Source organism: Lysinibacillus sp. EB106-09-02-XG168, assembly GCF_058791475.1.
Window position 1 is genome coordinate 141,123 of the sequence record NZ_JBYTDN010000002.1, and the last position, 23,530, is coordinate 164,652.

Below are 23,530 nucleotides of genomic sequence, written 5' to 3' on the forward strand. Positions count from 1 at the left end.
AATTTTCATATAGAGGAGAGGTAGTTAATGAAAAAGTATAGTTTGAATTTGAAAACAGCCCTGTTAATAGGGGTCTTACTCCTTATAGGAGGATGCAGTTCGAAGAGTAACGAAGTATATCAAGACTCCATTCAAAAAGGGTTGGACGCCATCGCTGAAGATAACTTTAGCAAAGCTGAAGGACTTTTTGAGATGGCAACAGAGGCGAAAGAAAAGGATCCAAAGGCAAAAGCCTTATTAAATCAAGCGCAATTGATATTAAAATCAGATGATTTAGTGAAAGAGAATAAAATAGACGAAGCTTTAAAATCGCTTGAGCAGTCGATAGAAGTCGAAGAAGGCTCTAAGGTAATTGGATCAAAAGCACGAGACAAAAAAGAAGCATTGCTCACACATCAGGAAAGTCAAACTCACTACAATACGTTACTAACAGATGCCAAGAATTTAACCCAATCTGGCGACTATCAAAAAGCCAACGGAAAGCTAGAAGAATTATTGAAAGCTGATTTATCTCAATTCGCTTCAATCAAGGATGAAGCTACAAAATTAAAAGAGTCAAACAATACGATTATTAGAAATGCCGAAATTGCACAAGCCCAAAAGAATGCACAAGCCCAAAAGGATGCACAAACACGAAAGGTTGCACAAGCACAAAGGGATGCTCAAGCGAAGGTTGTTGCAGCGGAAAAAGAGGCTAAGAAAGACATCCAGCCAAATACACTTTCAGCGGACGATGTAGTTATCCATTATACCATTTTGGAGAATAGAGAATTGGAACTTCTTACTCGATCCGTAATACTTAAAGTCGGACAAAGATTAGTCCTTACAAGGGATGATCATAACAAGATACTCGAACGGACGATGTTTAGTAGTGACGGCATAATTGATACATTTAATAATACAAATGGGTTTATAGCAATAGCACCTGGCACTACAGATATAACAATAATACCCGACGAGAATTGGGAAAACTATAAGGTGATAAATGTAACTGTAATTAATTAGAATTCCATTATTTAAAAAGTACGATATGAGGAGATTTACAGGATGAAGCTACATAATTTCAAAGCGGTAACTATGGCTTTTATCGTTTTACTATTAATCCTTGGAGGATGCAGTTCAAAAACAGACGAATTATATCAAGAGTCCATCCAAAAAGGGATGGATGCAATCGCAGAAAATCAATTCAGCAAAGCAGAAGGACTATTCGAGGTAGCATTAGAAACTAAGGAAAGTGATGTTTCAGCGAAGGCTTATTTAAATCAAGTACAATTGATTTTAAAGGCTGATAATTTAGTGGAACAAAACAATATAGGTGAAGCTGTTAAATTACTTGATGAATCAATAAATATTAAAGAAGGATCGAAAGTAATTGCTTCCAAATCGAAAGATAAAAAAGAAACACTATTCGCATTCCGGGAAAATGAAAAAAACTACAATGCTCTGTTAGCAGATGCAAAGAATTTATCTCAATCCGGTAACTATCAAAAATCTAACGAGAAACTTGATGAACTTTCAAAAGCTGATTTAACTCAGTTTGCTTCCATCAAAGATGAAGCTTCTAATTTAAGAACTTCTAACGACGAAGCCATAAAGAATGCCAAAATTGCACAAGCAAAAAAAGAAGCTGAAATTGCACAAGCAAAAAAAGAAGCCGAAAAAAAGGTCGCTGCCGCCAAAGCATCAGCTCCGTTTGAATGGGCTCCAGGCGTAAAAGATAAATTCGAACAAGCAATGGTTGATGCGGAATATGTGGATTCGCGCGACAACATTATATACAAAAAAGAGGGCGTTACAGAAAATGAAGGTTATTACAGTGTATACACTATGCGCGATGGCGAAGAAGCATATGTTGTTGTTGTTAACGTAAAAACAGGTAGGTACCACGGTTGAGTAATTTCGTATCCTAAAATGAAAAAAGTACAGCTAATCACGCTCTAGTCTAAAAGATTTTTCGGGATTAATTGACGTAGAATTAATTCCTATATCAGACAAAGAGATATATATGCACTTCCAAATGGTAGTGCAATATTTGGGGATAAAAAAGAGGTTTCGATTTGAATTCTGGAGTGAGGAATCTATAATTATGAAGGATGGTTAACTAAATTTTGATGAATAGATAATCATTATGTTAATCAATAAGGATATAGTATCCAAGGTAACGTTAATATATTTAGTTAAACCTGTGTTAATTAATCGTTCAGATTGTTCTTTTGATAGACATATATCTGAAAAATGAATGATGATATAATCAAAACTAAGACATAGTTACCTTCAAGAATACGGTACAGGAGCTTGATTTTTTAAAACATGTAACGATAAAGGGAGAGTTATGCCCTTACATCGAGACATGTTTTTTTGTTGTAAGGAGATAAAGCCATGTTAAGTAAAATCAAACAATCAAAGGGGGGGATCTTAATAAAGGCCGATGGCCCAATACTGATAAAAGTAGCTCGGGAAGAGCATCTATTGGAGCAAATGAATCGTAAAGAAGATGCGAATATATTTGCTGCAAGGGTTCAACTGGCACTACGTTACTTTATTAATTATCAACCAGAAATAAAGAGGGTAAGAAGTGAAAAATGTGAAATACTGCTGTATACAAACGCAGTAAATGCAATCAACTCTCAAGAGATCTTCCGTATTTTATACATATAATATACACACAAAGTAATAAAAGGTTAATTACATACACCTCGATAGACCACATGCTAGCAATATACACCGACACTCTATTCTTCCGAACCATATCCATCCCTGGCGCTCACATTTTGAACGCTCGAAATAAACATCTCGCCCTCGTAACCTCCTTACCCTGCGGTATCAATTTCACGAACCCTCTAATTTATCACCCGAAGGGTAGCGAATCGCTATCGCTCACGCAAGCAGGCCGAACCCCCACCCACACAATAAAAAGAAGCGATAGATTTACGTCGCTTGTTAATGCTATTGTGTACGGGAGGATACGACCCGAACAGACCGCAGGGTAAGGGGGGCGAAAACAGCCAAGCTAAACGGGGGTAAGTAAGACAGCGGGGGGCGAGAGAAACATGCCGTTGGCATATGGTCTATCGAGGTGTTGTTATATATATGATAAAGTCACATGTTATTGTTTTATCGCATCTTCTTTATTCTATTTAAGTATTATTCTTCTAACTTATCTAGGGTAAGGCTTACCTTTTCATCATTTAGTGACCTTTCTGTCATACTGTTCTTGTATTTCATTAAGTCTCCTATTCCATAAGTTTTGTTTTGTCAGTATCAAATCCAAGCCCCATGCTATATGAGAAGTTACGAAAAAACTTCTCGTATTTTTCTTCTACCGTTTTTAAGCTGGCATTGTGATGCAAAAGGAAGAAGATTCTATAGTAAAGATAGCTATGGTTATAATTATTACACTTAGGATGAAATAGCAACCGCGTTCTCGATGAAAAGGACAAGAGGGAAAAATGCTTCTAAACTAAATGGACGGACTTATAAATTTCGCCGAGTATACACTGAAAGAGAACTACGCATTCTTGGTTGTAGAAGAGATCTAAGAGTTGCATGAGAAATATTTAATAAAATAATTAAATTGAGTGTATTCTATTATCGCTATTCAAATAATATAATTTTCATAGTTTAGTTTTACCAGTTTATAAAAAGATTTAGCGACAACGTTATTATCATATCGTAATGAAAATACGTATAAAATCTCTGGAAAACCTGTGCAAAAAGTATGGCATGGAGGTAAGCAGTGGAGGACAATTCAAAAACTATTGGACAGAAGCGAGGAAAATAAATATGACTTTTGAAGAAAAATTACAAGCATATGCAGAACTTGCGGTAAAAGTCGGTGTCAATATTCAACCTGGGCAATACTTATTAGTTAATACATCAGTGGATGCATTAGACTTCGCCCGTTTAGTTGTGAAAGAGGCTTATAAGGCTGGGGCAGGACGTGTTCATGTTAACTTTTCGGATGATGAAATGGATCTGGCTTACTTTGAGCATGCCTCAGATGAAGAATTTAATCGTTTCCCAGAATGGATAGTCAAAATGCGTGATGAGGTAATCGAACGTAAAGGAGCACTATTGTGGATTGATGCTGCAGACCCTGATAAATTAACAGGTATTTCAGCAGATCGTCTAGCTACCCATCAAAAGGTTTCGGGAGCTGCTCTAAGAAACTATCGCAACGCCGTCATGAAAGGTTTATTCGCTTGGTCTATTGTAGCCGTTCCTTCACCAAAGTGGGCATCGAAGGTGTTCCCGAGCTTAGCAGCTGAGGAACAAGTACCGGCATTATGGGATGCTATATTTAAAACAGTTCATATCGGTGAAGGCAATGCTGTTGAAAACTGGCGTGAACATGTAACAAATTTAGAATCTCGTGCGTTCCTTCTGAACAATAAAAAATATGCGAAGCTTCACTATACAGCTCCAGGTACTGATTTAACAATTGCATTAGCGCCACAGCATAAATGGATTACTGTAGGTGGTAAAACACCAGATGATACGATCTTTATTGCTAATATGCCGACAGAAGAGGTTTATACATTACCGATGAAACAAGGTGTAAATGGCTATGTAAGCAATACAAAACCTTTGGTTTATCAAGGGAATATTATCGACAACTTTAAACTGACATTTGAAGAAGGAAAAATTGTTAAAGCTGAAGCACAGGTAGGACAAGATTTATTACAGGAGCTTATTAATGTGGATGAAGGCTCTTGCTATTTAGGTGAAGTAGCACTTGTACCGCATGAATCACCAATTTCAGCATCGGGGATTTTATATTTTAAAACATTGTTTGATGAAAATGCATCGAACCATTTAGCAATAGGTAAAGCATACCCAACTTGCTTAGAAGGTGGAAGAGATTTAGAAAACGATCAGCTTGAAGAGTTAGGTGCAAATAATTCAGTAACACATGAGGACTTTATGATTGGCAACGGTGAGATGGACATCGACGGTATCTTACCAGATGGAACTGTAGAGCCAATTTTCCGTAAAGGTAGCTGGGCATTTTAAGCTTTTGATGGGAAGAGATGAAACGATACCTAAGCTTAATAAGTACATCAATACTCACGATGGTATTTAGTGTTTCATCTGCTTTTACTCAAACTGAAAATTACCTTGGGGATGATCGGTCAATTGAGATATTTGATGAGTTTTTTGCTAAATGAGGAAGCAATATCTGAAACAGTTTTTAGGATTGTAGTAGATCCATGCAAAACCACACAAAGTTTTCTATAAAAAGGCAGTAGAACAAGGTACAAATCCTTGTTACTACTGTCTTTTTTATGAAATAACTGTTATTGGGTAAAATACTTTTCCTTTAAATATTAATACTAATCTTCCCAAACTATTTCACCCGTTTTTGATAGGAGGGTATTGCTATTTTATTCTTGAATTCATTATCTTTTCTATAAATAACAGACCCTTCTTTTTTTCTATTTACCTTTTTATTTATTTGTAAGATACTATTCATAGAACGAATGTTTGTAAAGGAGGGATAACATGGACACTTTTAAACGTATTGGTTTTAGTATAGGAGACACTGTAAAACTTCTATGGTTACATCGATCATCAGAATCAAAAATTAATCCTAAAGAACTTCACGAAGCCTATGAAAGTTTATTCCCTGGCCGTAAAGTTTCTTATGATTACGTGGCTCGCATCGCTAAAAGAATAGAGAGTCAGGGCTATTTAATAATGAGTCAAGTTCAAAATAAAAAATACTATTCGATTACCGCTTCAGGAAAAGAACATTTGCAACAATACGAATCACTATATTACAGCAAATTCGTCGAGCTTCTAAAAGTAATTGATCGAATCCATTTCAACCTAACAAAAGATGGCCAAAAACCTGAACAACCAGAATACCCATTACCACAAGAATTTAGGTCTTATTTTGCGAAATTGATTTCTGTAAAGGATATAACACGTTACATGATTTTTACCTTGGGAATGAATCGTACTGAATTTTATGCTGCTGAGGTAGTTAATCAACTTAATATGTTATATGGATGGTCGCCTTCAAATGGATATCTTTATGAGATTACACGTGAAATGGAAGCTGAGGGAACTATTGAAGGTCGTTGGAGAGAGCCTGAGAAAAGAACGGTTCGTTTAATACATGTTACCGATGCTGGAGAAGTTTTTGCAAAACAAGTAACGAATAATTTAAGAGAACAGATTATTAATGTAAGAAAATATTTAAAGTCATTCGTTGTTTTTTTCGGCAAAACTTAATATAAGTCATACAAGCGTACAGAGAGTGCATGAACGTGTTATTGATATGATGATAGTAAACAAAAATAACCCTGTCCTTATTTTAAGACAGGGTTATTCAAAATATTTACACTCTCCGAACAACGGCCAAATAAATAGATGATGATATACTTTGAATGAAAAACACAAGCATTACATAAAAAATAAAATATTCTTTATCTATTAATTTAAACATTGCCACTAGTGCTACTCCAATTAATATACCAACGGTTAGAACAGAGTAAGAAAATGACTTGATTTTAAAGACGAGCATTTGACCTCTCTCATCTTGTGACTCCGTCCTACGTTCAAATGTAGATTTGTAAAATTCTGCAAAAATTACTAGCACTACTAAAACACAAATACCAATCGTAGCTATGTTGACCACTATTCATCCTCCTCATATTTAAATACATCCGTTATTTCTTTCTCAAATGAATTAGCAATTTTAAAAGCTAGAATCAAAGACGGATTATATTTATTTTTCTCTAAAGCTGCTATAGTTTGTCGACTGACACCAACCACATCTGCTAATTGTTGTTGCGTCCATCCTTTTTCCGCCCTACAAATTACTAATTTATTATTTAACAATAGCACCACCTCTTGTATAGATTGTAATTTATTTCTTACATATTGTAAACTATTTTTTACATCGAATTAAGGCGCATAGTTCAAGAAGTTCCAAACATATCATTTTTATCCATTGATAGTGTAAACTCAGAGGTAGGGCGGCGCAGTAATGTTTTCCTCTCTTGGTATTTATGGAAAACTAAATATTTTAGACACACAGACCGGCGACCGACCTGAGAGCAAAAACCTATTACATATATTTCTTCTTCTGTTTATACTTGCCTAGGAGGTGTGGTTAATTGGATATGTATGAAGAGTTTAATAAAACATTGATAGAAATAAGTAGAATTGATGGGAAAATTGGTGTTAATAATTTTATACATTTTATTAACGAAAATTTTGTTCCACATAAATCTACTGAAAAGATAGATGAAATAAATGCAAACATTGAAATGGTAAAAAATATGGCTAGGAATGATATTATTTTGATGAAGGCAAGATTAAAACAACTTGAAGAAGATGATGACCCATCGAAATTTTTCCTGCATTGATAGGGATCTTTGGGATTATACTAATGTTATATTCAACTCTCAATGATTACTTTAAAGCAAGTGGTTTCGCGACTTTGATAGCTGTTTTTATTGTAGTAATATTTCTAGTTAAATTGTTTAACAATATTGTGAGTAACAGAAATACAATTATTTTTTTCAATACCCTCTTCAATAGTTTGGATTTTAAAAATAACGAAAAACCTTAAATTTTAACATCCTCCGGGGTGTTTTTATTATGCACTGAAAAGTATCGAGCAGTTCCCCCCTTAACTGTTAGGGCAATGGCACTTACTTTTGAGAGTGAAATAATACCTAAATCCAGCGGTGATAAACAGCTATTTTTATGCTATTTTGTTAATGAGGTGATTATATGGCGAAAGATATTACAACAGATTTTAAAAATCACATAAACAAAACACCACATAGTGAGCATGATAGACTTAACAACTGCAGAGCCATGAGTAGTAAAAAAATCACTAAGGAATGCGTTGACCGTTTGATTGAGGATATTGATAAAACATTAAGGGCGTTTGAGTGACGTCTTTTTCTTTTGAGTAAGATAAGCAACTAGCATAATGCGGTGTTTACAATACAAACAAATAATGATGGAGCGTGACAACAAAGGGAATCCAATAGATGAATTTAACCATGCATTAGATGAATGTCGCTGTGCTAATAACTACTTCTTCAACGATATTTACGTAGATAATTTAACAGGCTAAAATGTTATACTAATTAGATGCAAAAATATAATTTAATTTAAACGGAGTGAAGCATATGAGTCGCAACGAAGAAGTTTTGACACCAGAGCAAAAAGCAAAAAATTATATGAAAGCCCTATTAGAAGGAGCAGAATTGCCGCCAGATGATGAAATTATCAAAGTTATAGATGTTATTTGCTTTACATCAATGACCATCACTGGTGCAGCGGACAAATACAAAAATTGGATAAATGATAAATCTAATTACATTAAGATATTAAGTACCAACACTTTAACCAGAGCGGTCGGGTATAATTCTTCTGAATTAGGTATAGTTGTCACTTTCGAAAGAGAAGCTAATTATAAGGATAAAATATAAAGTAATAGATAAGACTTGGGGCGAATCGTGGAGTGGAAGGTTATATTAACATGGTAATTCGGTCAACGACCAATAATGTTACTAACGGAATGCAATTAGAACGTTTCAAAGAACATAGTATTGATCTTATTGAAGTATCAAGTCATATCGATGCACGTTCTAAATACCGTATTTGCTAAGGTAAAATGGCAAGTCAAAGAAATATCCAGCGTAGCCTGTATCAACATATGGTGAGCCTGATAGCTTGTTTGGGTATCAATTACCGTCATTAGATTTACATTTTGCTCCACTATATTTCACCATATAACCAACTTTTTATATTGATAAGAAAATTAAAATAGTTTATAATAATGATATATCTTATCACATATTAAAATCTACCCCCAACCAAACGGTATAGGGGTCTTAAAAGCACTTTTGAAGTGTTCAAACTAATCTCACTATGGGAGTAGTCTGTTCATTTATCAAAAGTGCTTTTTTTTTTTGAGTGATTTGATAAATAAATTTAAGGATGGTTATCCATGAAAACAAAAATTGTAAAAGAAAGATCTACGAAGGTACGATCAACATCAATCGAATTTTACCGTAGCTCAAAAGAAAAACGAACTAAAAAAGTTCAAAAAGAATTACCAGCAGAAATTAAGAAACATGATATTGGATGGGGTACTGTTTTTGAGGTAGTAATTGCAATCTTATCCCTCATTAATTTCTTTGCCTCATTAATGTGGTTAGTTTTAATTTTTGGCTTTAAGTTTTAACTATAAAAAGCTCTTTCCTACTTTTGTAGGAAAGAGCTTTTTCATTTTTATACTGTATTCAAAATATAATCTTGTTGGACCTATATGTAATCTTTTTAATAGAAAAATATTGTGTATTTCGTCCTTAACACTCACTTTGCACAAAGTATTAATTAAGTAGTTTTCCCTCTTATTTCTTTAAATACCTTTTCCTTATACATAATTAAATGACTTTCGTATTCCTTTATGTTAAAATTAAAAAAATGAAAAACTTGTAAAGTTGGAAGAACCACTTTCGCATTCAATTGTGAAAGTGGTTCTTCCTTTTTCCATTTTATTCAAAAAAATAAAATAAAATCCATAACGGAGGGGAAAATTTGGCACTTTCGGCGTTTGAATCAAATCGAAAATCTTTATTAAAAAGTATTAATTGTAAAAATACTTTTACGTTAATTTATATCACGCTCAAAAATTCCAGATGGTTAGATAATAATCTATATAAAAAAGAAACACTTTCTTTGGAAAAAATATTAAAGAGTTATCAAACAGATGCAGAATGCTATAGGGTATTTGAAGAAGAATTTGTATTAATATGTGTTAACTTAACTAAAGCTCAATTACTTATTCGAGAGTTAGAAAGCGTTAATGACCTGACAGTACAATATCTATTTGTAGAAAACCGTAAATTACCCGCATTAAACTATGTACGTCAAGTCTATAAACAAAACATAGCCAGTAATGCTGTTCAAGAGTACATTCTAAATAAGGGTTTTGACATAGATGAGTTTAGTACAGTATTTCAGCCTATTCTTCATAAAAATGAACAACTTTCTTTCGAAGCTTTAAGTAGATGGAATTCAAAAGATTTAGGAGCAGTGACACCGAATGTTTTTATCCCTGTTTTGGATAACGAAGATTTATTAATTGATTTAACCAAGAAGATAATTAATGAAACTGTTGAATTACTAAATAAGTACAAAGAAATTGTTTATATAACAATTAATTTAACCACATCTTTAGTTAAGGATATTAGTTGGTTAATAGAACACCTTAATAAAATCGAATTTCATGAGCACAGAAGAATTGCGTTCGAACTTACTGAAGAATCACTCGCTGGTATTGAAATTAGGGAGAATCTTAAGCGAATTCGTGATCGTGGTCATTTGTTATTCATAGATGACTTTGGCTCTGGTTACTCTAACTTTCAGTATCTAGCAAAATTTCAGTTTGATGGGGTTAAATTGGATCGTTTATTTATTGGTGATCAATCGAATAAAAAGGTAATCATACTTCTTTCCAAATTTATTAAAGCTTTGGACTTAAAATTTATCATAGAAGGTGTAGAAAATTATGAGCAACTAAGTAACTTATTAGAAACCAAGTATGATGCCATTCAGGGTTACTATGTATCACAGCCATTAACTAAAGATGGGTTGGCTAATTTTATGGAGGAGATTAATTTAGGATTAATAAAAAAAATCTAATTATCCGTTTTTAAAGCTCACTTATCTGAAAATGGTGAAACACGCCTTTATCCTTGCCTTATTTCTTTATTTTTTGTTTAACTTCCTTGAAGTCTTCCATGTTTTCAAATTAGTAATTCTGGTTGGATATAAGAGTCCAACGTATTTCTCTAATGCTGCGTTATCCGTGCACATACTTGTTTAACATTTTAGATATTTCATTTGATTCTAACATCAAACTAGTTGGGCCTTAAAAACTACCAAAACATGATATAATAATTTAACTTTATTTACATTTACAACTCATACCATGCGGTAAGATTATTACTAAACGCTATTTGTGCAGCTCTGTAGGCAATTTTTTGCTTTTACAGATCCACAAATAGCGTTTTTTCAAGTTCAATCAAAATTAGTTTTTTGACTAAATGACTTATAAAGAGAAAATGGAAGTGAAAGGGTGGTAATTAAATGAAATTTTTAGAGAAAAATACTAAAGTAATTGTTCGATCAAGGATTTCCAGAAAGGAGCTTATAAGACCAATAGCCGATTATGTAAATGGCCAGCTTTATTCTAGTTTTATTGAATATTTGGAATTGCACATGCGAGAAATTAAAAGAACAGGATTTTTGTACTCACTAGGTGATATTGTTGGAAATCCAAAGTTATTTGAACGATTTGTTCAAAAGTTGGTTCATCCAGAGTACAAAATCATGTATGAGGAAATAAATAAGCCTATTTGGATTATTAAATCATATAAAAAGGGGACGCCACTTTTTTTAATACTTGATGGTAATAATATCCCCAATCCAACTTTAAAATTTCTTAATCAGGTTTTAAGTACCTATGGCTACATAAATAAAAGGCAAAAATATGAAGCGAAGTCAATAAAACCTAGTATTCAAAGCAATTTCAAGAAAAAATAAAACAATAATTTATTTCTATTCAAATAATAAGAGATAAATTGTAAAATATACTTAAAAACTATGCGAAGCACGCAAGTTATCTATTAATAGGTAGCTTGCGTGCTTTTTTTAGTCAATGAGGTGAAAAGATGAAAAAATTAATAATTATTTTAATAGCAATAATTACTCTATCAGGATGTAAAACACCAAATTACAGTACAGGCAAGGAGTTAAGTGGTGTAATAAAATCATCTATTGGTACCGAAGTTGCAACATATAATGGCTTTGTAATAGAAGTTACTGAGGACAATATGATTCGTATTAAAGTACCAAAAAGAGGGGATAAGATACAAGAGGGGTGGGCAGTTCATGAAGATGGTATTATAAAGGTTGCCTTGGCATCAGTTAAACTACCAGCAAACGATTTACCCCTTTCTAACGAAGCTAGTGATACATTGAAAAACTTACTTTTAAATAAAGAGATTACTTTAGATGTGCTTAACGCATCGGCTACTTCAGTTTCACCAAGAAACAATAACCTTAATGAGATACAAGGATATATTCATTTAAAGGATTCAGATACCTCTATTCAAGAAATTCTTATAAAAAATGGTTTAGCTATCATAGATAAAAACTCTCCATTTGTAAAAAGCTATATGTCAGAATTAGAGGATTTACAAACGACAGCACGTAATAATTCATTAGGTGTTTGGGCAATTGATGGCTTTGTAAACTTAACTAATTCATTTGAAGGGCATTTTGCAAATTTTGCTGATGTAGATGAGGTGGAAATGAAATTAATTCTTCAGGATATTAAAGCTAAAGGATCTGAAATAGGAAAATTACTAGAAAAATAACACGAAATATATAATTTAAAATATCCATTTGTTATTATTTAAGGTGAAATTTTCTTTTTTATAACATTATAATAAATGCTTAGTTTATTATTGATAAGAGAAATAAAGAAAAATAAAGGATTGATTATATGATGGAGAAAAAATCAAAAGTAAAAATTTCAGATATATATCCAATGGAAGAACTTAATATTAAGAAGGCATTATCGTTTTTAAATATACCGGAGTATGCAAAACCTGAACTATTGAAAGAATATCCAGAGTCTAGAAACTTTGATTCTAAACTACCGAAAGACATTTTTGATGTTGTTATTGATCCTCATGCATGCGAGAGATGGAATACAAGAGTTGGGCCAATTACAACAAACAACATAATCACTAACATATTTAAAGTAGCCGTTTTTACGAAACCTTATCGTATACAAGTGCTTGAAAAAGGGTTAGCCATTTTAGATGAAGAGTATGTCTTTTCTTTCGAATTTGAAAATGCCATTTTAACCATAACTACATTTTTCGGTAGAATTTCTTTAGTGCCTATGCTTTCAAACGTTGATTTATTAAGAAGATATAATCTTCAGTTTAATGAACAGGTGAAACTTAACATTGATATTAACGTTTTAGCTCAGCAGGAGCTTCCATATACCCCTACTTCAGTTATTGAACTTGAGGATAAGGAAAATAGAACTCATCTACTGTTTTATTTCAGAGGTAAAGTGAAGAATAATGACTTCTATTATCATTTAATGCGCGAGGAGAGAGATGGGTGGGATATTAAAATAATCGATTTAGCAAATGCTAATCGTTTTATTCTTTCTGATATCCAATTACATTTGATGGGTTTATTAGGACACAATTACTTCTTATTGAAATACATGAGTTACTTAGATCCTGAACGTTTAAAAGATTTACATGAAACTCATTCTAAAACAGCTATACGAAGATTTGCTGGAAATATCGACCCTAAATCTTTATATAAGAGGGGGATATTATAAGCGGGGGATTTATCTTTTTTTGAAGTTATTAAAGAGAGTGTGCGTAATAAATGGGGAACTTCATTATTGAAGGAGGACCAGCAATAGCTCACTTATTAGCATATAACAGTTTAAATAATAAATTAGCCTACAGTCGTGAAGACTGTAGGCTTTTAATTTTGTACCGTTATACCTCTTTAGGATAGCGTAAAAGGGGGAAAGAGAATTAAACTCCTTCTCTTTCTAATTTAATCGTATAAATTAGACGCTCCAGTGTCAATTTGTGCTTCAAAGTAACGATTCCAAGGAAGACTTACATCTGAATCAGTTAGTGTAGGAGCAGAATTAAAGAATACAAAACTTAAGCTTCTAGGCCCATTAATTTTTTCAATAACACGTCTGCCCGAGAAAGATTTTACAACTTCGTTTTGTGCAGCTTGCATTTGAGTTAACGTGTAATTATCAATAGCTTTTATTTGAGCATCTGTCATATTTTGAGACGGATCTAGTTTACCATAAATATCTGTGTTAAGAAGGCCCCTACCAACTTTCATATTCCATATATTACCAGTATACTTGCTTTTGATTTCATTTATAACATTTGTTTGTCTATTCCCTTTATAACCATAATCTTTTGCAATACGGTCAATTGACAATGAAGCAAAAGCTTTAGATGCATCTCTTAGTTTAGTTGGATCTGTTTCATATTTCATAAAATTCATTCTAGAGCCTGCAGTACCTAAAGCAATTCCCATGCGATTTCCTAAGGTGTTCCAAGCAGAATATGCAAGCATACGAGAGGCATTTGTTCCTGCTAAAATGTTGCTCATGATATAACTATCAGCAGTATAACCATAAAAATCCATCACAACTGTAGGTATACTGTTTACCATGTTACTTTCAAAAGCAGAAACTAATGCTCCGCGATAAATTGATTGTGGACTTAAAGCTAGGATACTTACATCTGCTGAATTTTTATCAGTTACATAAGTACCACCACTAATTTCAATTTGTTTTTTTAAAGTAGCATGTACACTTTCATAAGCATATTCATCATAAAAATCAGTTGTTTTTCCGTCTGTTCCAAAATACTCAACATAGTATTTTAAAGAAGGCTGATTGTAGAGTTCTTTCGTCATACGAGCTAATAAGTTTAAAGAAACACCATCAATATCAGATACAATTTTAGATTTATTGATAAGAACGTTATTTTGTTGCCATGTAAGCCAGTTAATCTCATTCGTTTGAATTGTGTCTGTACTTGAATCATCAACACCGAAAACAACATAATCAATTTTCTTGGCAGCTGTTTTGTCAACAACCACTTTGTTTAGATCGAACTTTCTAGCTCTAGCTTCATAATATTTAGCTCTAGTTGCTTCAGAAACCAAAGAAGTAGAAAATTGGATTTTCCCAGCTGGTTTAGTATTATCTGCTGCAGAAGGAGCAATATCATAGTTAGCTTTAACATTGGCATGGCTTGAAGAATTAAGAACACGAGGTTTCGATCCAAAATCTCGTAAATTCTTATAATCTCTCTCTGCCAAACCTTCATATTCTACAGTTGAAGCTAAACGCATAACAGAATCAAAAACATAAATAGGTTTGTTAGGGTTAGCGTTATCAATTTCATCAATGATATTTAAATTAGTAGTCCCTTGGGAAGTTGAGTATGCTGGTGAAAAGCTTCGGGATTCAACTAAACCACCAGAATGAATCATATCAGCTGAAAAGATAAATCCATCTGCTAAATGGTCATTATCTCTAATCCATTGAATTACTGCAGAAGCATCACCGCCATGGGACCCAGCTCCTGTTTTATCATTTTGTAAACTAGTAGCAATAATGTTTTTAGGTGGCATGATCAACTTAATACCGGCAGCCGCAGCCGCCTTTTTAACAGTATCAGTGTTCATAGGTCTGTCATCCAAAGGAACTAGCATAACTGTTTTGTTTGGATTAGGTACTTCTGGAATGGCTGCTTCAGCTTTTGTGAAAGAGAAACTGGATAACATGAGCCCAGCTGCTAAAACGGAAGCCAAAACCTTTTTCATTTTGTTTTTCAAGATAAACTCTCCTTAATAATTTTTTTATTATAAAAACTAAGGAATGATATATAAAACCAATCCTTAGTTTTATAATTCAGTAGTTTAATATGAATATTGGTCAATTTCAGCTAGTAAAGAGGAACCAGATTGCCCTTCATTAGCTGTGATTCGATCTAATTGGTGTCTAGGAGAATCTTGAAAAGCAACGCCAAATTTAACAGTAGGTGCTAAATCAAATCCTACTTCTAAAGCTACTTTCTCAACAGTTGCATTAGTTTGACCGTATGGATAAGCAAGTGTTTGCGTATTTCCAATTCCTACGTTGTTTTTAATAGCATCATAGGAAGCTTGTAAATCTGCTTTAATACGAGCTTCATATTGTTTTTGTGTTTCATTGTAGTACGGAGCTGAAAGTAAACTTTGACTAGCAGGGCCCGTAACACCATCATGCTTCTTATGAAGATCATGTGTATGACTTTGGATATCAATTAGTCCAGAATTTTTCATAATTTGAGCTTGGTTCCAATCAAAATGCTTTATATAACCAGGTGTTTGTCCCATTTGGCTTGAAACTACAAACATTGTTGCTTTCATTCCATACTGTTGTAGGATAGGGAAAGCTTCTGTGTAGTTATTTTCGTAGCCATCATCAAATGTGATAATGATTGGCTTATCAACGCCAGCTGGTAATTTACCAGTAGTTTTATATGTTAGGTATTCGTCAAATGAAACGCCATCATATCCTGCGTTTTTCAAAGCAGCAATTTGTTCTGCAAATTGTGAAGTAGGCATCTCTGCTCCAGAACCAGTTCCAGTAGGTGCAGTTGAACTAATGCTGTGATACATGATAATCGGAAATTTAAAAGTATCATGCACAATACCTACAACATAGTTGGGTGAACCATCCCAATTTACTTCAGTTTTATTAAAGCCTTGGGAGAATGTTCTAGTTGGAACCATTGTTCGTCCACCTTTTATGTACGGTGCTTGTAATAATGTAAATGGAACGCCATTCTTGTAAGCTGTTTTGCTTCCAATAGTTACTTTGATAACCGTACCATCATTATCTGTAATAGTGCTTTCCTTAGTTGTTCCGTTATAAACAACTGTTGCACCCATAGAAGGGATAATTTGCGAAATTGGAACCATTGTTGTTCCGTTTAAAAGTTCCGGCGCAGAATCGGCTGTAAAACTAATTTGTTTACCGTTCACATAAACATCTGGAGAAGAAGCAGTTCCTGCAAAAGCTTTTTCTGTATAACCTAAAGCTCCAAAACCAATTGCTAAAGCTAAAGAAGCAGAAACGATTTTCTTACTCATTCCTTTACCACCCTTTTGAAAATTCTTAGAGTTTAATAAATTTTTTGGCATTATTCGTAAAGCCCTCCTTTTCTATCTTACAAAATTAACTCACTTTCTCCTTGCTGGCATATACCCACAAAAAAAGAAATCCAAACAAAAATCCCTTTGATACCATTACTTATACATCCAAATAGTGGTGAGAAAATAGAACTATTGTTAAAATGACCAATATTAATATTATTATATTACAATTTATTTTTCACTATTTTTCTTGCAATTGATTTGAATTTCATATTTTTGAATATATTACCAACATTAATTTAATACTAAATTATTAGGTTTAATTCCGCTACTCCTTATGATGATTTAACAGACAAAATTAGCCCTCTTTTTAACTAGATATTATAAAGGGCTATAGGGCAGGGGATAGTCCAGTGTAAGTGTACAAAAAAAGTACAAACTCTTCTAAGTATAAGTGCAGACACTAGAATACAACTATCTTCTCTTATCCATTTCATTCAAGACTTTTTCGTCATCTTTTAAAGACATACAAGTATCAATGAATTCGTCTTTATATCAGAGTGACCTAAGTAATAATGTTATATCTCCTCCGCTGCGGATATAATTTACAACAAACGAGTGTCTTAATTTATGTGACTTTTACTACTTTTAAAGAAAGCAGAAGTATATTTATTAACGATGTTTTAAATTGTTCTTCTGTAAGGGGTTCTTGCACGTCATCATAGCACTCACGAAAAGGAGAGAGGATTACTTATTCTTTGTCATACTCTTATATTTCCAATCTAGTACACTTCCCGGTCTAATCAAGAAATTCTCCCTCAGCGATAGCGACACCAACAGCATTATTTTGTACTTATAATGGTATTGTGGAGTAAATGAAATTGAAACATCACTCAACCTATAGAGTAAGCCTAAGCTATTGGGTAAATTTACTTTAAAAGGCAAGCCAATTAAATTGCATTTTCTATGTAAAAGTCGCCAAAATTGGTACTTAAGATTTTTCCGTAAACCTAGATGACGGTAAGCTTTAATCTAAATTTGTCAACGAAAAATAAACAATTCCGAATTATCTAGTCGTTTTGCATTTAAGTATATAATAATGTAGAATAAAACTGACTTTATATTAACAAAATCTAGCAATATAAAAACATAATATGTATAAAGGATGGATGATTCTTAATGGGCCGTCAAAAAAAGTACGAGTTCCTTCGAATAATAGAACGAATGGAAGAAGACAATATATTACTTATAATTGCAAATATAAGAGAGGTTATTAAGGATTTAAATACCGGTAATGTTAATGTTTTATCACGACATTCTCATTCAGCAGAATATCCGTTAAACAGTGTTCCAAGGCACATTCAGGTATTAGAAGCATTTGAACCGACTGAAATAAGCCCTCAAGAATTTGATCAACTAACTAAACTATATAAAAATGATATTAATAGTTTTTTAATCTATACACCTATATATTGAATCTCCCTATAAATAATTTCCTCTAAGAAATGATCTTAGAAGGAGTAATAATGAGTGATAACAAATAATATAGAATATACAATAGATTATCGAAGATTATGAAAGTAAAAAGATCCACAATTCTAAATAAGTAACTCTAAACAACAGGTAAATCCTGTTGTTTTTTTATCATTCAAATATTCTAGGGTAGTTCGGAATAGTAAAATTTCTTTATGTGTATTATATCTATTAACAAAGTCGTATATATGTGGTAATATTAAGGAAAATAATAAGCTGAATTTGCGAAGAACGCATTTTATCCTATAAGGGATAGATGCGTTCTTTTTTATTTCTCAAGTAAAAAAACCTTGGCTATTTTTATATCCCTGATCGAACTCTAAAAGAGAACTATGTAAAACTACATACATCCCGATATACTTTATATCTTCAAATGTATCGGGATTGATAAGTCATCTAGATTAAATACAAATATAAATTCAAAGACCAAAGATACTTGTTGTATCTATTTTTTTAAGGAGACGAATTGTATGTCTAAAAAAACTATATATCCTTTATTGCTTTTAGGCACTTACATATTGCTTTTATGTTCTTGCCTAACTTATATCTCATTAGTAGCTTTAGGTGCGAAAGACCTTTTCATAGCTGCTTTCAAAAATTTACTTATATAAGTAAGAGGGATATGAGACTTAAAGAACTATTGTACCAAACGCTGTTTTTATCATTTCAATATAAAAACGCAAATGCTCATTTCTACAACAAAAAATCTTTTAGAATACAACTAATTTTAATCGAAAGGAAAGTTAAAAAATGACACGTGATGAATTTTTCAAAAAATTACCGACAAGTAAAGGGATTTGGATGGCTTTAGCATCTATAAATGAGTTGGTTAATGAGGGCTATACCCATGAGGATACAAATAAGATTCTAGAGTATGCCGTTCAAGAGCATACAAATTGTTTATTTATATGTGAAGAAAGAAAGTTTAATTGACATTTATAACATATTAAGCATTAGGCGAATTTAACTAAAATTATTGATAGGGGGATATGGGATTGGAAAAGAAGTTTATAGGTAGAATTAAGAGTGCTGAGTTTGGATTAAATGCTGAGAGACCCTTTCTCTATGGATTGCAATTATTGTTTGATATAAATGGTAGCGATATTACAACATTCAAAATAGTAAATATCAATGATAATTGTAAATGGGGAAAGAATTTTAGTCGTATGAAAGCTTTAGAATTAAATGCTTTAGAAATTTGTATTATTTTAAAAGAGGCCAAAGTAAATTTTGTTTCTCAATTAATAGGTAAACCAGTTGAAATAACATTTGAAAATAATTTGTTTAAATCGTTCCGAGTGCTAAACTAAGTGCTTAGATGTTCTATACAATGAATATTGCTACTTTTTAGGAAGAATATCGTACTTATTTAGAAAGAATTTATTATGCTGAAGGAATAAAACTACTGCTAGTCAGAAGCACCAATACATTGTCTATTACGACATGATGGCCAATGAAGTTACTCTATAGTCAATACCATCGGAGATGATTATATTACTGATGCAACTATATCTGTAAACAAATTTAGAATTCTATGCACCTAATGGTACTTTTGCTTTTTATGGGGATGTAAAAGATCATGATACTGGAAATGCTGGTCCAGATAATATACTGGCTCATAATGAGTGCTAATTCGGGTGATACAGTCACCTCTTACTGGTATAGATGCTACAAATGATTACGTAACAATTGATTTTACAATAACTTATCCGTAATATAGTGTTTTCAAGTCTCAAAAACTTTCGTTTTTGAGACTTTTTTATGTGTTCTATTGGATATTGAAAAAATGTTATATTACATCCAGTTTTTTTAATAGGTAGGGCTTCATATTTATTTTATTACATCTTCTAATGTTTCATTTGATTTAATATTTGTTTCATCTTTAAAATGACCCAAAAACGATTATTGTGGTGGGTTATCCCAACTGTTCCTCGATTGACATAGATTGATTTAGTCCCATTCCCAGTACCAGCTATTGGAGTTAAGAATGGGTATAGTAAGCCTTGATCCGAGTGGACGAATGCACCTTCTGTTAGTTAGTGGCTCTATTTTAGTGTTATGGTAAAGAAATGCAAAAATAGAAGTTTTTATATTACGGAAATCAAAAAAATGAAAAATCGAGTTTGAATTTAAGCATTTTGTCCGATAAAAGAATAGGGGAAAAATTAAACGAGAAAAGAAGGGAAGGTAGTGAACTGGGAACGGCATTCTTTTTAGTCTAAAAAGAAACTGAAAAAAAACACATTTTAAAAACTAAATGAAGACAAAAGGAGAGCTGTTTTTGAAAAAATTATTTGGAACCTTAAAGGGGAAGCTGTACACATTATTTGCTCTAATCTTACTAATTCCGGTTATTTCCGTAGGGAGTTTATCGTATCTTTCAGCAAAAGATTCAATAAAAAACGAAATACTTTTTAGTGCAAATGAAAGTGTAGGAATTTTAAATACACTAATCGATCAGACCATTAATGAAAAAATAAATGACATCACTGTTTTTAGCGAAATTGATTCTTCTATGTATGAACAGCAGGGAGCTGCAATAAAAACAATATTTCAACAATATATAAAGCTGCATCCGGATGTTCAGAGCGTTTATATTGGAACAAATGAGGGAGCATTTTTTCTAGAACCAAAAACAAATAGCGCCGATTACAATCCTTTAGAACGAGACTGGTATAAAGAGGCTACAGCATTGAAGGGAGAAGTCCTAATAACGAAGCCTTATATAGGTGCAGGAACTGGAGATTTGATCGTAACAATTGCTCGTCAGGTAAAAGATCAATCTGGGGTAATAGCAATCGATATAAAATTGACAAATCTCCAAAAAATCGCTAGCTCTATCAGTATTGGAAAAAATGGATATCCTTCTATTTTTGATGAAGATAAAAAGGTCATTTCACACCCGACTATAGAACAGGGTAGTGAAATAAAAGAAAGCTTCATCGACAAAATGTACGACAGCAAATCTGGCACGTATGATTATGTATTTGACGGTGATGACCGAATTATGTTCTTTACAACGAATGAATCGACTAACTGGAAAATTACTGGAACAATTTTCGCGAAGGAAATTGACCAATCAGCATCATCTATTTTAAATAAGACGTTTCTCGTACTAATCGCTGCAATTGTAATCAGTGGGATTGTATTCTTCTTTGTCATGAAGGCAATTATAAAACCGATTAAAGCGCTCAAAGATAGTGCAGTAACCATAAGTAAGGGTGATTTAACTGAAAAAGTGACGGTAAAATCTCATGATGAGATTGGACAGCTAGGGCAAGCCTTTAACGATATGCAAGACAGTTTAAGAACTCTTATTCAAAAAATTGAACAAAATGCTGAAGAGGTAGCCTCGTCGGCAGAAGAGCTAACAGCCAATGCTAATCAAACAAGCATTGCTACAGAAAAGGTGGCCATTTCGATACAAGATGTTGCTACGAGCGCAGACACGCAAACGACGAGTGCCAACAAGAATGCAGAATCGCTACAGGAACTTTCTAAGGCCATTCTTCATATTGCAGAAATCTCTTCTACGGTGACGGATCTTTCACAGGATGCTACGCTGCAGGCAGATGAAGGTGGAAAGGCAGTCAAGGATACAAAAGATCAAATGCACTCTATAAATGTATCGGTGTCCGATTCAAATGCGAAAATTCAATCACTACATGAACGCTCTAAGCAAATTACATCCATTTTAGATGTAATTACAAGCATTGCAGATCAAACGAACTTACTTGCTCTCAATGCAGCAATCGAGGCAGCAAGAGCAGGAGAGCACGGAAAAGGCTTTGCAGTTGTTGCTGATGAAGTAAGAAAGCTGGCGGAGCAATCGCAGGAATCTGCAAAGCAAATTTTCGAGCTAATCCATGGCATTCAGTTAGAAACAGAACAATCTGTAAACATCATGGCGAAAGTTACAGAGGATGTTCAAAATGGACTACAAGTCTCAGATGAAGCCATCACTAAATTCCAAGTGATTAAAACAAGCATGGATAAAATTACTCCTAAAATGGAAGAGGTTTCTTCTGCCTCTGAACAAATGTCAGCAGGTGTACAAGAGGTAGCAGCTATAACAGAGGGTTTAGCTTTCTCTGCAAAAGGAAATTCAGCTGCTTCAGAGGATGTAGCGGCATCTACAGAGGAACAATTAGCTTCGATGGAAGAAATTAATGCTTCAGCACAAGCTCTAGCACATATGGCGGATGAGTTAAAACAGCTCATTAGTCAATTTAAATATTAACAGAATCAGATATAACATACTTTTTTACATCTTCTTATTATTCGAATATAAATAAAAGTACCCTATAAAAGAAACTTTTTAAGTGTCTATCTTATAGGGTACTTTAAATGAAAAGGAAAGATTATTAATTTCTGAGCTCAATTTTTTGATGCTTTGACATTAAATATACAGATATTTAATTTATAACTTTTACCCATTTGATTTTGACTTATTCCTAGGTGCAAACCATCCGATTAGGGCAATACCTACTAAAACTCCATAGAAAATCATAGTCCAGGCAGTACCGTGAGGGAAGTGTTGATTTAAAATACCTATATCCTCATGGGCGAGAGTTATTATAGCTAGTTTGACACCAACCCATGCAACTATTGCATATGCTGTTGTTTCCAATGCTGGACGTTTTTCAAGTAGTTGAACAAACCAAGTTGCTGCGAATTTGATTAGGACTAGTCCAGCAATCCCTCCAAGAACAACAACAATAAATTGCCCTCCATCCATACCTCCAAAATTAGCTAAGGGAGAATCGGGAAGACCGAGAGCTAGAGCAACTGCAGCTAGTATTGAATCGATTGCAAAAGCAAGGTCAGCTAATGCAATCTTTGCAACAGTTGGACCAAAACCTTTACCAGCGACTTCCTTTTCATCGTCCTTATGTATATTCTTATTGTCTTTCTCAAACAGTGCCTTAATGACATGTTTTATTCCTAGATAAAGAAGATAGATTGCTCCTATCGCTTGAATCTGCCAGACATTCGCAATAAAGGAAATCGCAAAAAGCGCAGCAATTCTGAAAACTACAGCCAAAATGATTCCGTAATTTATAGCTCTTTTTTTTTGTTCTTCAGGTAAATGCTTGGCAATAACTGCCAGTACTAGAGCGTTGTCCGCCGATAATAATCCTTCTAAACCTATTAGAATTAGCAATGCCCAGGCATACTCTAACCATATTGACTCCATTAAAAAAATCCCCAATCTTTTAAATATAATGACAGGTATAGTCTC

Annotated in this window: 23 protein-coding genes; 18 read left to right on the plus strand and 5 right to left on the minus strand. The window is 33.3% G+C overall.

Annotated features, from left to right (window positions below; translation table 11 throughout):
* The first annotated feature begins 27 nt into the window (after nt 1-27).
* The 5 genes from AC3WSO_RS00670 to AC3WSO_RS00690 all read left to right on the plus strand — a co-directional run bounded on the left by AC3WSO_RS00670 (nt 28) and on the right by AC3WSO_RS00690 (nt 6,237).
* Nucleotides 28-1,005 (plus strand): hypothetical protein, encoded by a 978-nt coding sequence (locus AC3WSO_RS00670; protein WP_492527886.1) that lies wholly within the window; start codon nt 28-30, stop codon nt 1,003-1,005.
* Between the two features lie 42 nt (nt 1,006-1,047).
* Complete coding sequence (locus AC3WSO_RS00675) at nt 1,048-1,893, plus strand: cell division site-positioning protein MapZ family protein (RefSeq protein ID WP_492527888.1); 846 nt, start codon at nt 1,048-1,050, stop codon at nt 1,891-1,893.
* 486 nt (nt 1,894-2,379) lie between these two features.
* Nucleotides 2,380-2,658 (plus strand): hypothetical protein, encoded by a 279-nt coding sequence (locus AC3WSO_RS00680; protein WP_492527890.1) that lies wholly within the window; start codon nt 2,380-2,382, stop codon nt 2,656-2,658.
* Between the two features lie 1,125 nt (nt 2,659-3,783).
* The gene (locus AC3WSO_RS00685; protein ID WP_492527892.1) at nt 3,784-5,013 is read left to right on the plus strand and encodes an aminopeptidase; all 1,230 of its coding nucleotides are present in this window, start codon (nt 3,784-3,786) and stop codon (nt 5,011-5,013) included.
* A gap of 489 nt (nt 5,014-5,502) precedes the next feature.
* Nucleotides 5,503-6,237, plus strand: a complete 735-nt coding sequence (locus tag AC3WSO_RS00690; protein ID WP_492527894.1) for a helix-turn-helix transcriptional regulator — start codon at nt 5,503-5,505, stop codon at nt 6,235-6,237.
* Between the two features lie 106 nt (nt 6,238-6,343).
* Here AC3WSO_RS00690 and AC3WSO_RS00695 read toward each other — a convergent pair whose 3' ends face one another.
* Nucleotides 6,344-6,643 (minus strand): hypothetical protein, encoded by a 300-nt coding sequence (locus AC3WSO_RS00695; RefSeq protein WP_492527896.1) that lies wholly within the window; start codon nt 6,641-6,643, stop codon nt 6,344-6,346.
* The gene (locus tag AC3WSO_RS00700; RefSeq protein ID WP_492527898.1) at nt 6,643-6,846 is read right to left on the minus strand and encodes a helix-turn-helix transcriptional regulator; all 204 of its coding nucleotides are present in this window, start codon (nt 6,844-6,846) and stop codon (nt 6,643-6,645) included. The genes AC3WSO_RS00695 and AC3WSO_RS00700 overlap by 1 nt, the downstream gene beginning before the upstream one ends.
* A gap of 278 nt (nt 6,847-7,124) precedes the next feature.
* On the opposite strand from AC3WSO_RS00700, the gene AC3WSO_RS00705 reads away from it, so the two are divergent.
* The 9 genes from AC3WSO_RS00705 to AC3WSO_RS00745 all read left to right on the plus strand — a co-directional run bounded on the left by AC3WSO_RS00705 (nt 7,125) and on the right by AC3WSO_RS00745 (nt 13,405).
* Nucleotides 7,125-7,376, plus strand: coding sequence for a hypothetical protein (locus tag AC3WSO_RS00705; RefSeq protein WP_492527900.1), 252 nt, complete (start codon nt 7,125-7,127; stop codon nt 7,374-7,376).
* Between the two features lie 370 nt (nt 7,377-7,746).
* On the plus strand, nt 7,747-7,914 hold the full coding sequence (locus AC3WSO_RS00710) for a hypothetical protein (protein WP_492527902.1): 168 nt from the start codon (nt 7,747-7,749) through the stop codon (nt 7,912-7,914).
* Between the two features lie 239 nt (nt 7,915-8,153).
* On the plus strand, nt 8,154-8,456 hold the full coding sequence (locus tag AC3WSO_RS00715; RefSeq protein ID WP_492527904.1) for a hypothetical protein: 303 nt from the start codon (nt 8,154-8,156) through the stop codon (nt 8,454-8,456).
* Nucleotides 8,457-8,488: 32 nt separating this feature from the next.
* The gene (locus AC3WSO_RS00720; RefSeq protein WP_492527906.1) at nt 8,489-8,635 is read left to right on the plus strand and encodes a phage minor capsid protein; all 147 of its coding nucleotides are present in this window, start codon (nt 8,489-8,491) and stop codon (nt 8,633-8,635) included.
* A gap of 342 nt (nt 8,636-8,977) precedes the next feature.
* Nucleotides 8,978-9,214, plus strand: coding sequence for a hypothetical protein (locus AC3WSO_RS00725; RefSeq protein WP_323654503.1), 237 nt, complete (start codon nt 8,978-8,980; stop codon nt 9,212-9,214).
* A gap of 356 nt (nt 9,215-9,570) precedes the next feature.
* On the plus strand, nt 9,571-10,677 hold the full coding sequence (locus AC3WSO_RS00730; protein WP_492527908.1) for an EAL domain-containing protein: 1,107 nt from the start codon (nt 9,571-9,573) through the stop codon (nt 10,675-10,677).
* Nucleotides 10,678-11,124: 447 nt separating this feature from the next.
* Nucleotides 11,125-11,580, plus strand: coding sequence for a hypothetical protein (locus tag AC3WSO_RS00735; RefSeq protein WP_492527910.1), 456 nt, complete (start codon nt 11,125-11,127; stop codon nt 11,578-11,580).
* A gap of 128 nt (nt 11,581-11,708) precedes the next feature.
* Complete coding sequence (locus tag AC3WSO_RS00740; protein WP_492527912.1) at nt 11,709-12,416, plus strand: thermonuclease family protein; 708 nt, start codon at nt 11,709-11,711, stop codon at nt 12,414-12,416.
* Nucleotides 12,417-12,544: 128 nt separating this feature from the next.
* A complete protein-coding gene (locus AC3WSO_RS00745) occupies nt 12,545-13,405 on the plus strand; it encodes a hypothetical protein (RefSeq protein WP_492527914.1) in 861 nt (286 codons plus the stop codon).
* Nucleotides 13,406-13,632: 227 nt separating this feature from the next.
* Here AC3WSO_RS00745 and AC3WSO_RS00750 read toward each other — a convergent pair whose 3' ends face one another.
* Nucleotides 13,633-15,450, minus strand: a complete 1,818-nt coding sequence (locus tag AC3WSO_RS00750; protein ID WP_492527916.1) for a DUF4127 family protein — start codon at nt 15,448-15,450, stop codon at nt 13,633-13,635.
* Nucleotides 15,451-15,534: 84 nt separating this feature from the next.
* Nucleotides 15,535-16,803, minus strand: a complete 1,269-nt coding sequence (locus tag AC3WSO_RS00755; RefSeq protein ID WP_492527918.1) for a copper amine oxidase N-terminal domain-containing protein — start codon at nt 16,801-16,803, stop codon at nt 15,535-15,537.
* Nucleotides 16,804-17,934: 1,131 nt separating this feature from the next.
* Between AC3WSO_RS00755 and AC3WSO_RS00760 the strand changes: the two genes are divergently transcribed.
* The 4 genes from AC3WSO_RS00760 to AC3WSO_RS00775 all read left to right on the plus strand — a co-directional run bounded on the left by AC3WSO_RS00760 (nt 17,935) and on the right by AC3WSO_RS00775 (nt 22,528).
* Nucleotides 17,935-18,231: a hypothetical protein gene (locus AC3WSO_RS00760; protein WP_492527920.1), complete on the plus strand. Its 297-nt coding sequence runs from the start codon at nt 17,935-17,937 to the stop codon at nt 18,229-18,231.
* Nucleotides 18,232-19,038: 807 nt separating this feature from the next.
* Nucleotides 19,039-19,221, plus strand: coding sequence for a hypothetical protein (locus AC3WSO_RS00765; protein ID WP_492527922.1), 183 nt, complete (start codon nt 19,039-19,041; stop codon nt 19,219-19,221).
* A 62-nt stretch (nt 19,222-19,283) separates the two neighbouring features.
* Complete coding sequence (locus AC3WSO_RS00770) at nt 19,284-19,598, plus strand: hypothetical protein (RefSeq protein ID WP_492527924.1); 315 nt, start codon at nt 19,284-19,286, stop codon at nt 19,596-19,598.
* A 971-nt stretch (nt 19,599-20,569) separates the two neighbouring features.
* Nucleotides 20,570-22,528 carry a methyl-accepting chemotaxis protein gene (locus AC3WSO_RS00775; RefSeq protein ID WP_492527926.1) on the plus strand — a complete coding sequence of 653 codons (1,959 nt, stop codon included), beginning with the start codon at nt 20,570-20,572 and terminating at the stop codon, nt 22,526-22,528.
* A 189-nt stretch (nt 22,529-22,717) separates the two neighbouring features.
* Here AC3WSO_RS00775 and AC3WSO_RS00780 read toward each other — a convergent pair whose 3' ends face one another.
* Nucleotides 22,718-23,485 (minus strand): TerC family protein, encoded by a 768-nt coding sequence (locus AC3WSO_RS00780; protein ID WP_492527928.1) that lies wholly within the window; start codon nt 23,483-23,485, stop codon nt 22,718-22,720.
* Nucleotides 23,486-23,530: the final 45 nt, after the last annotated feature.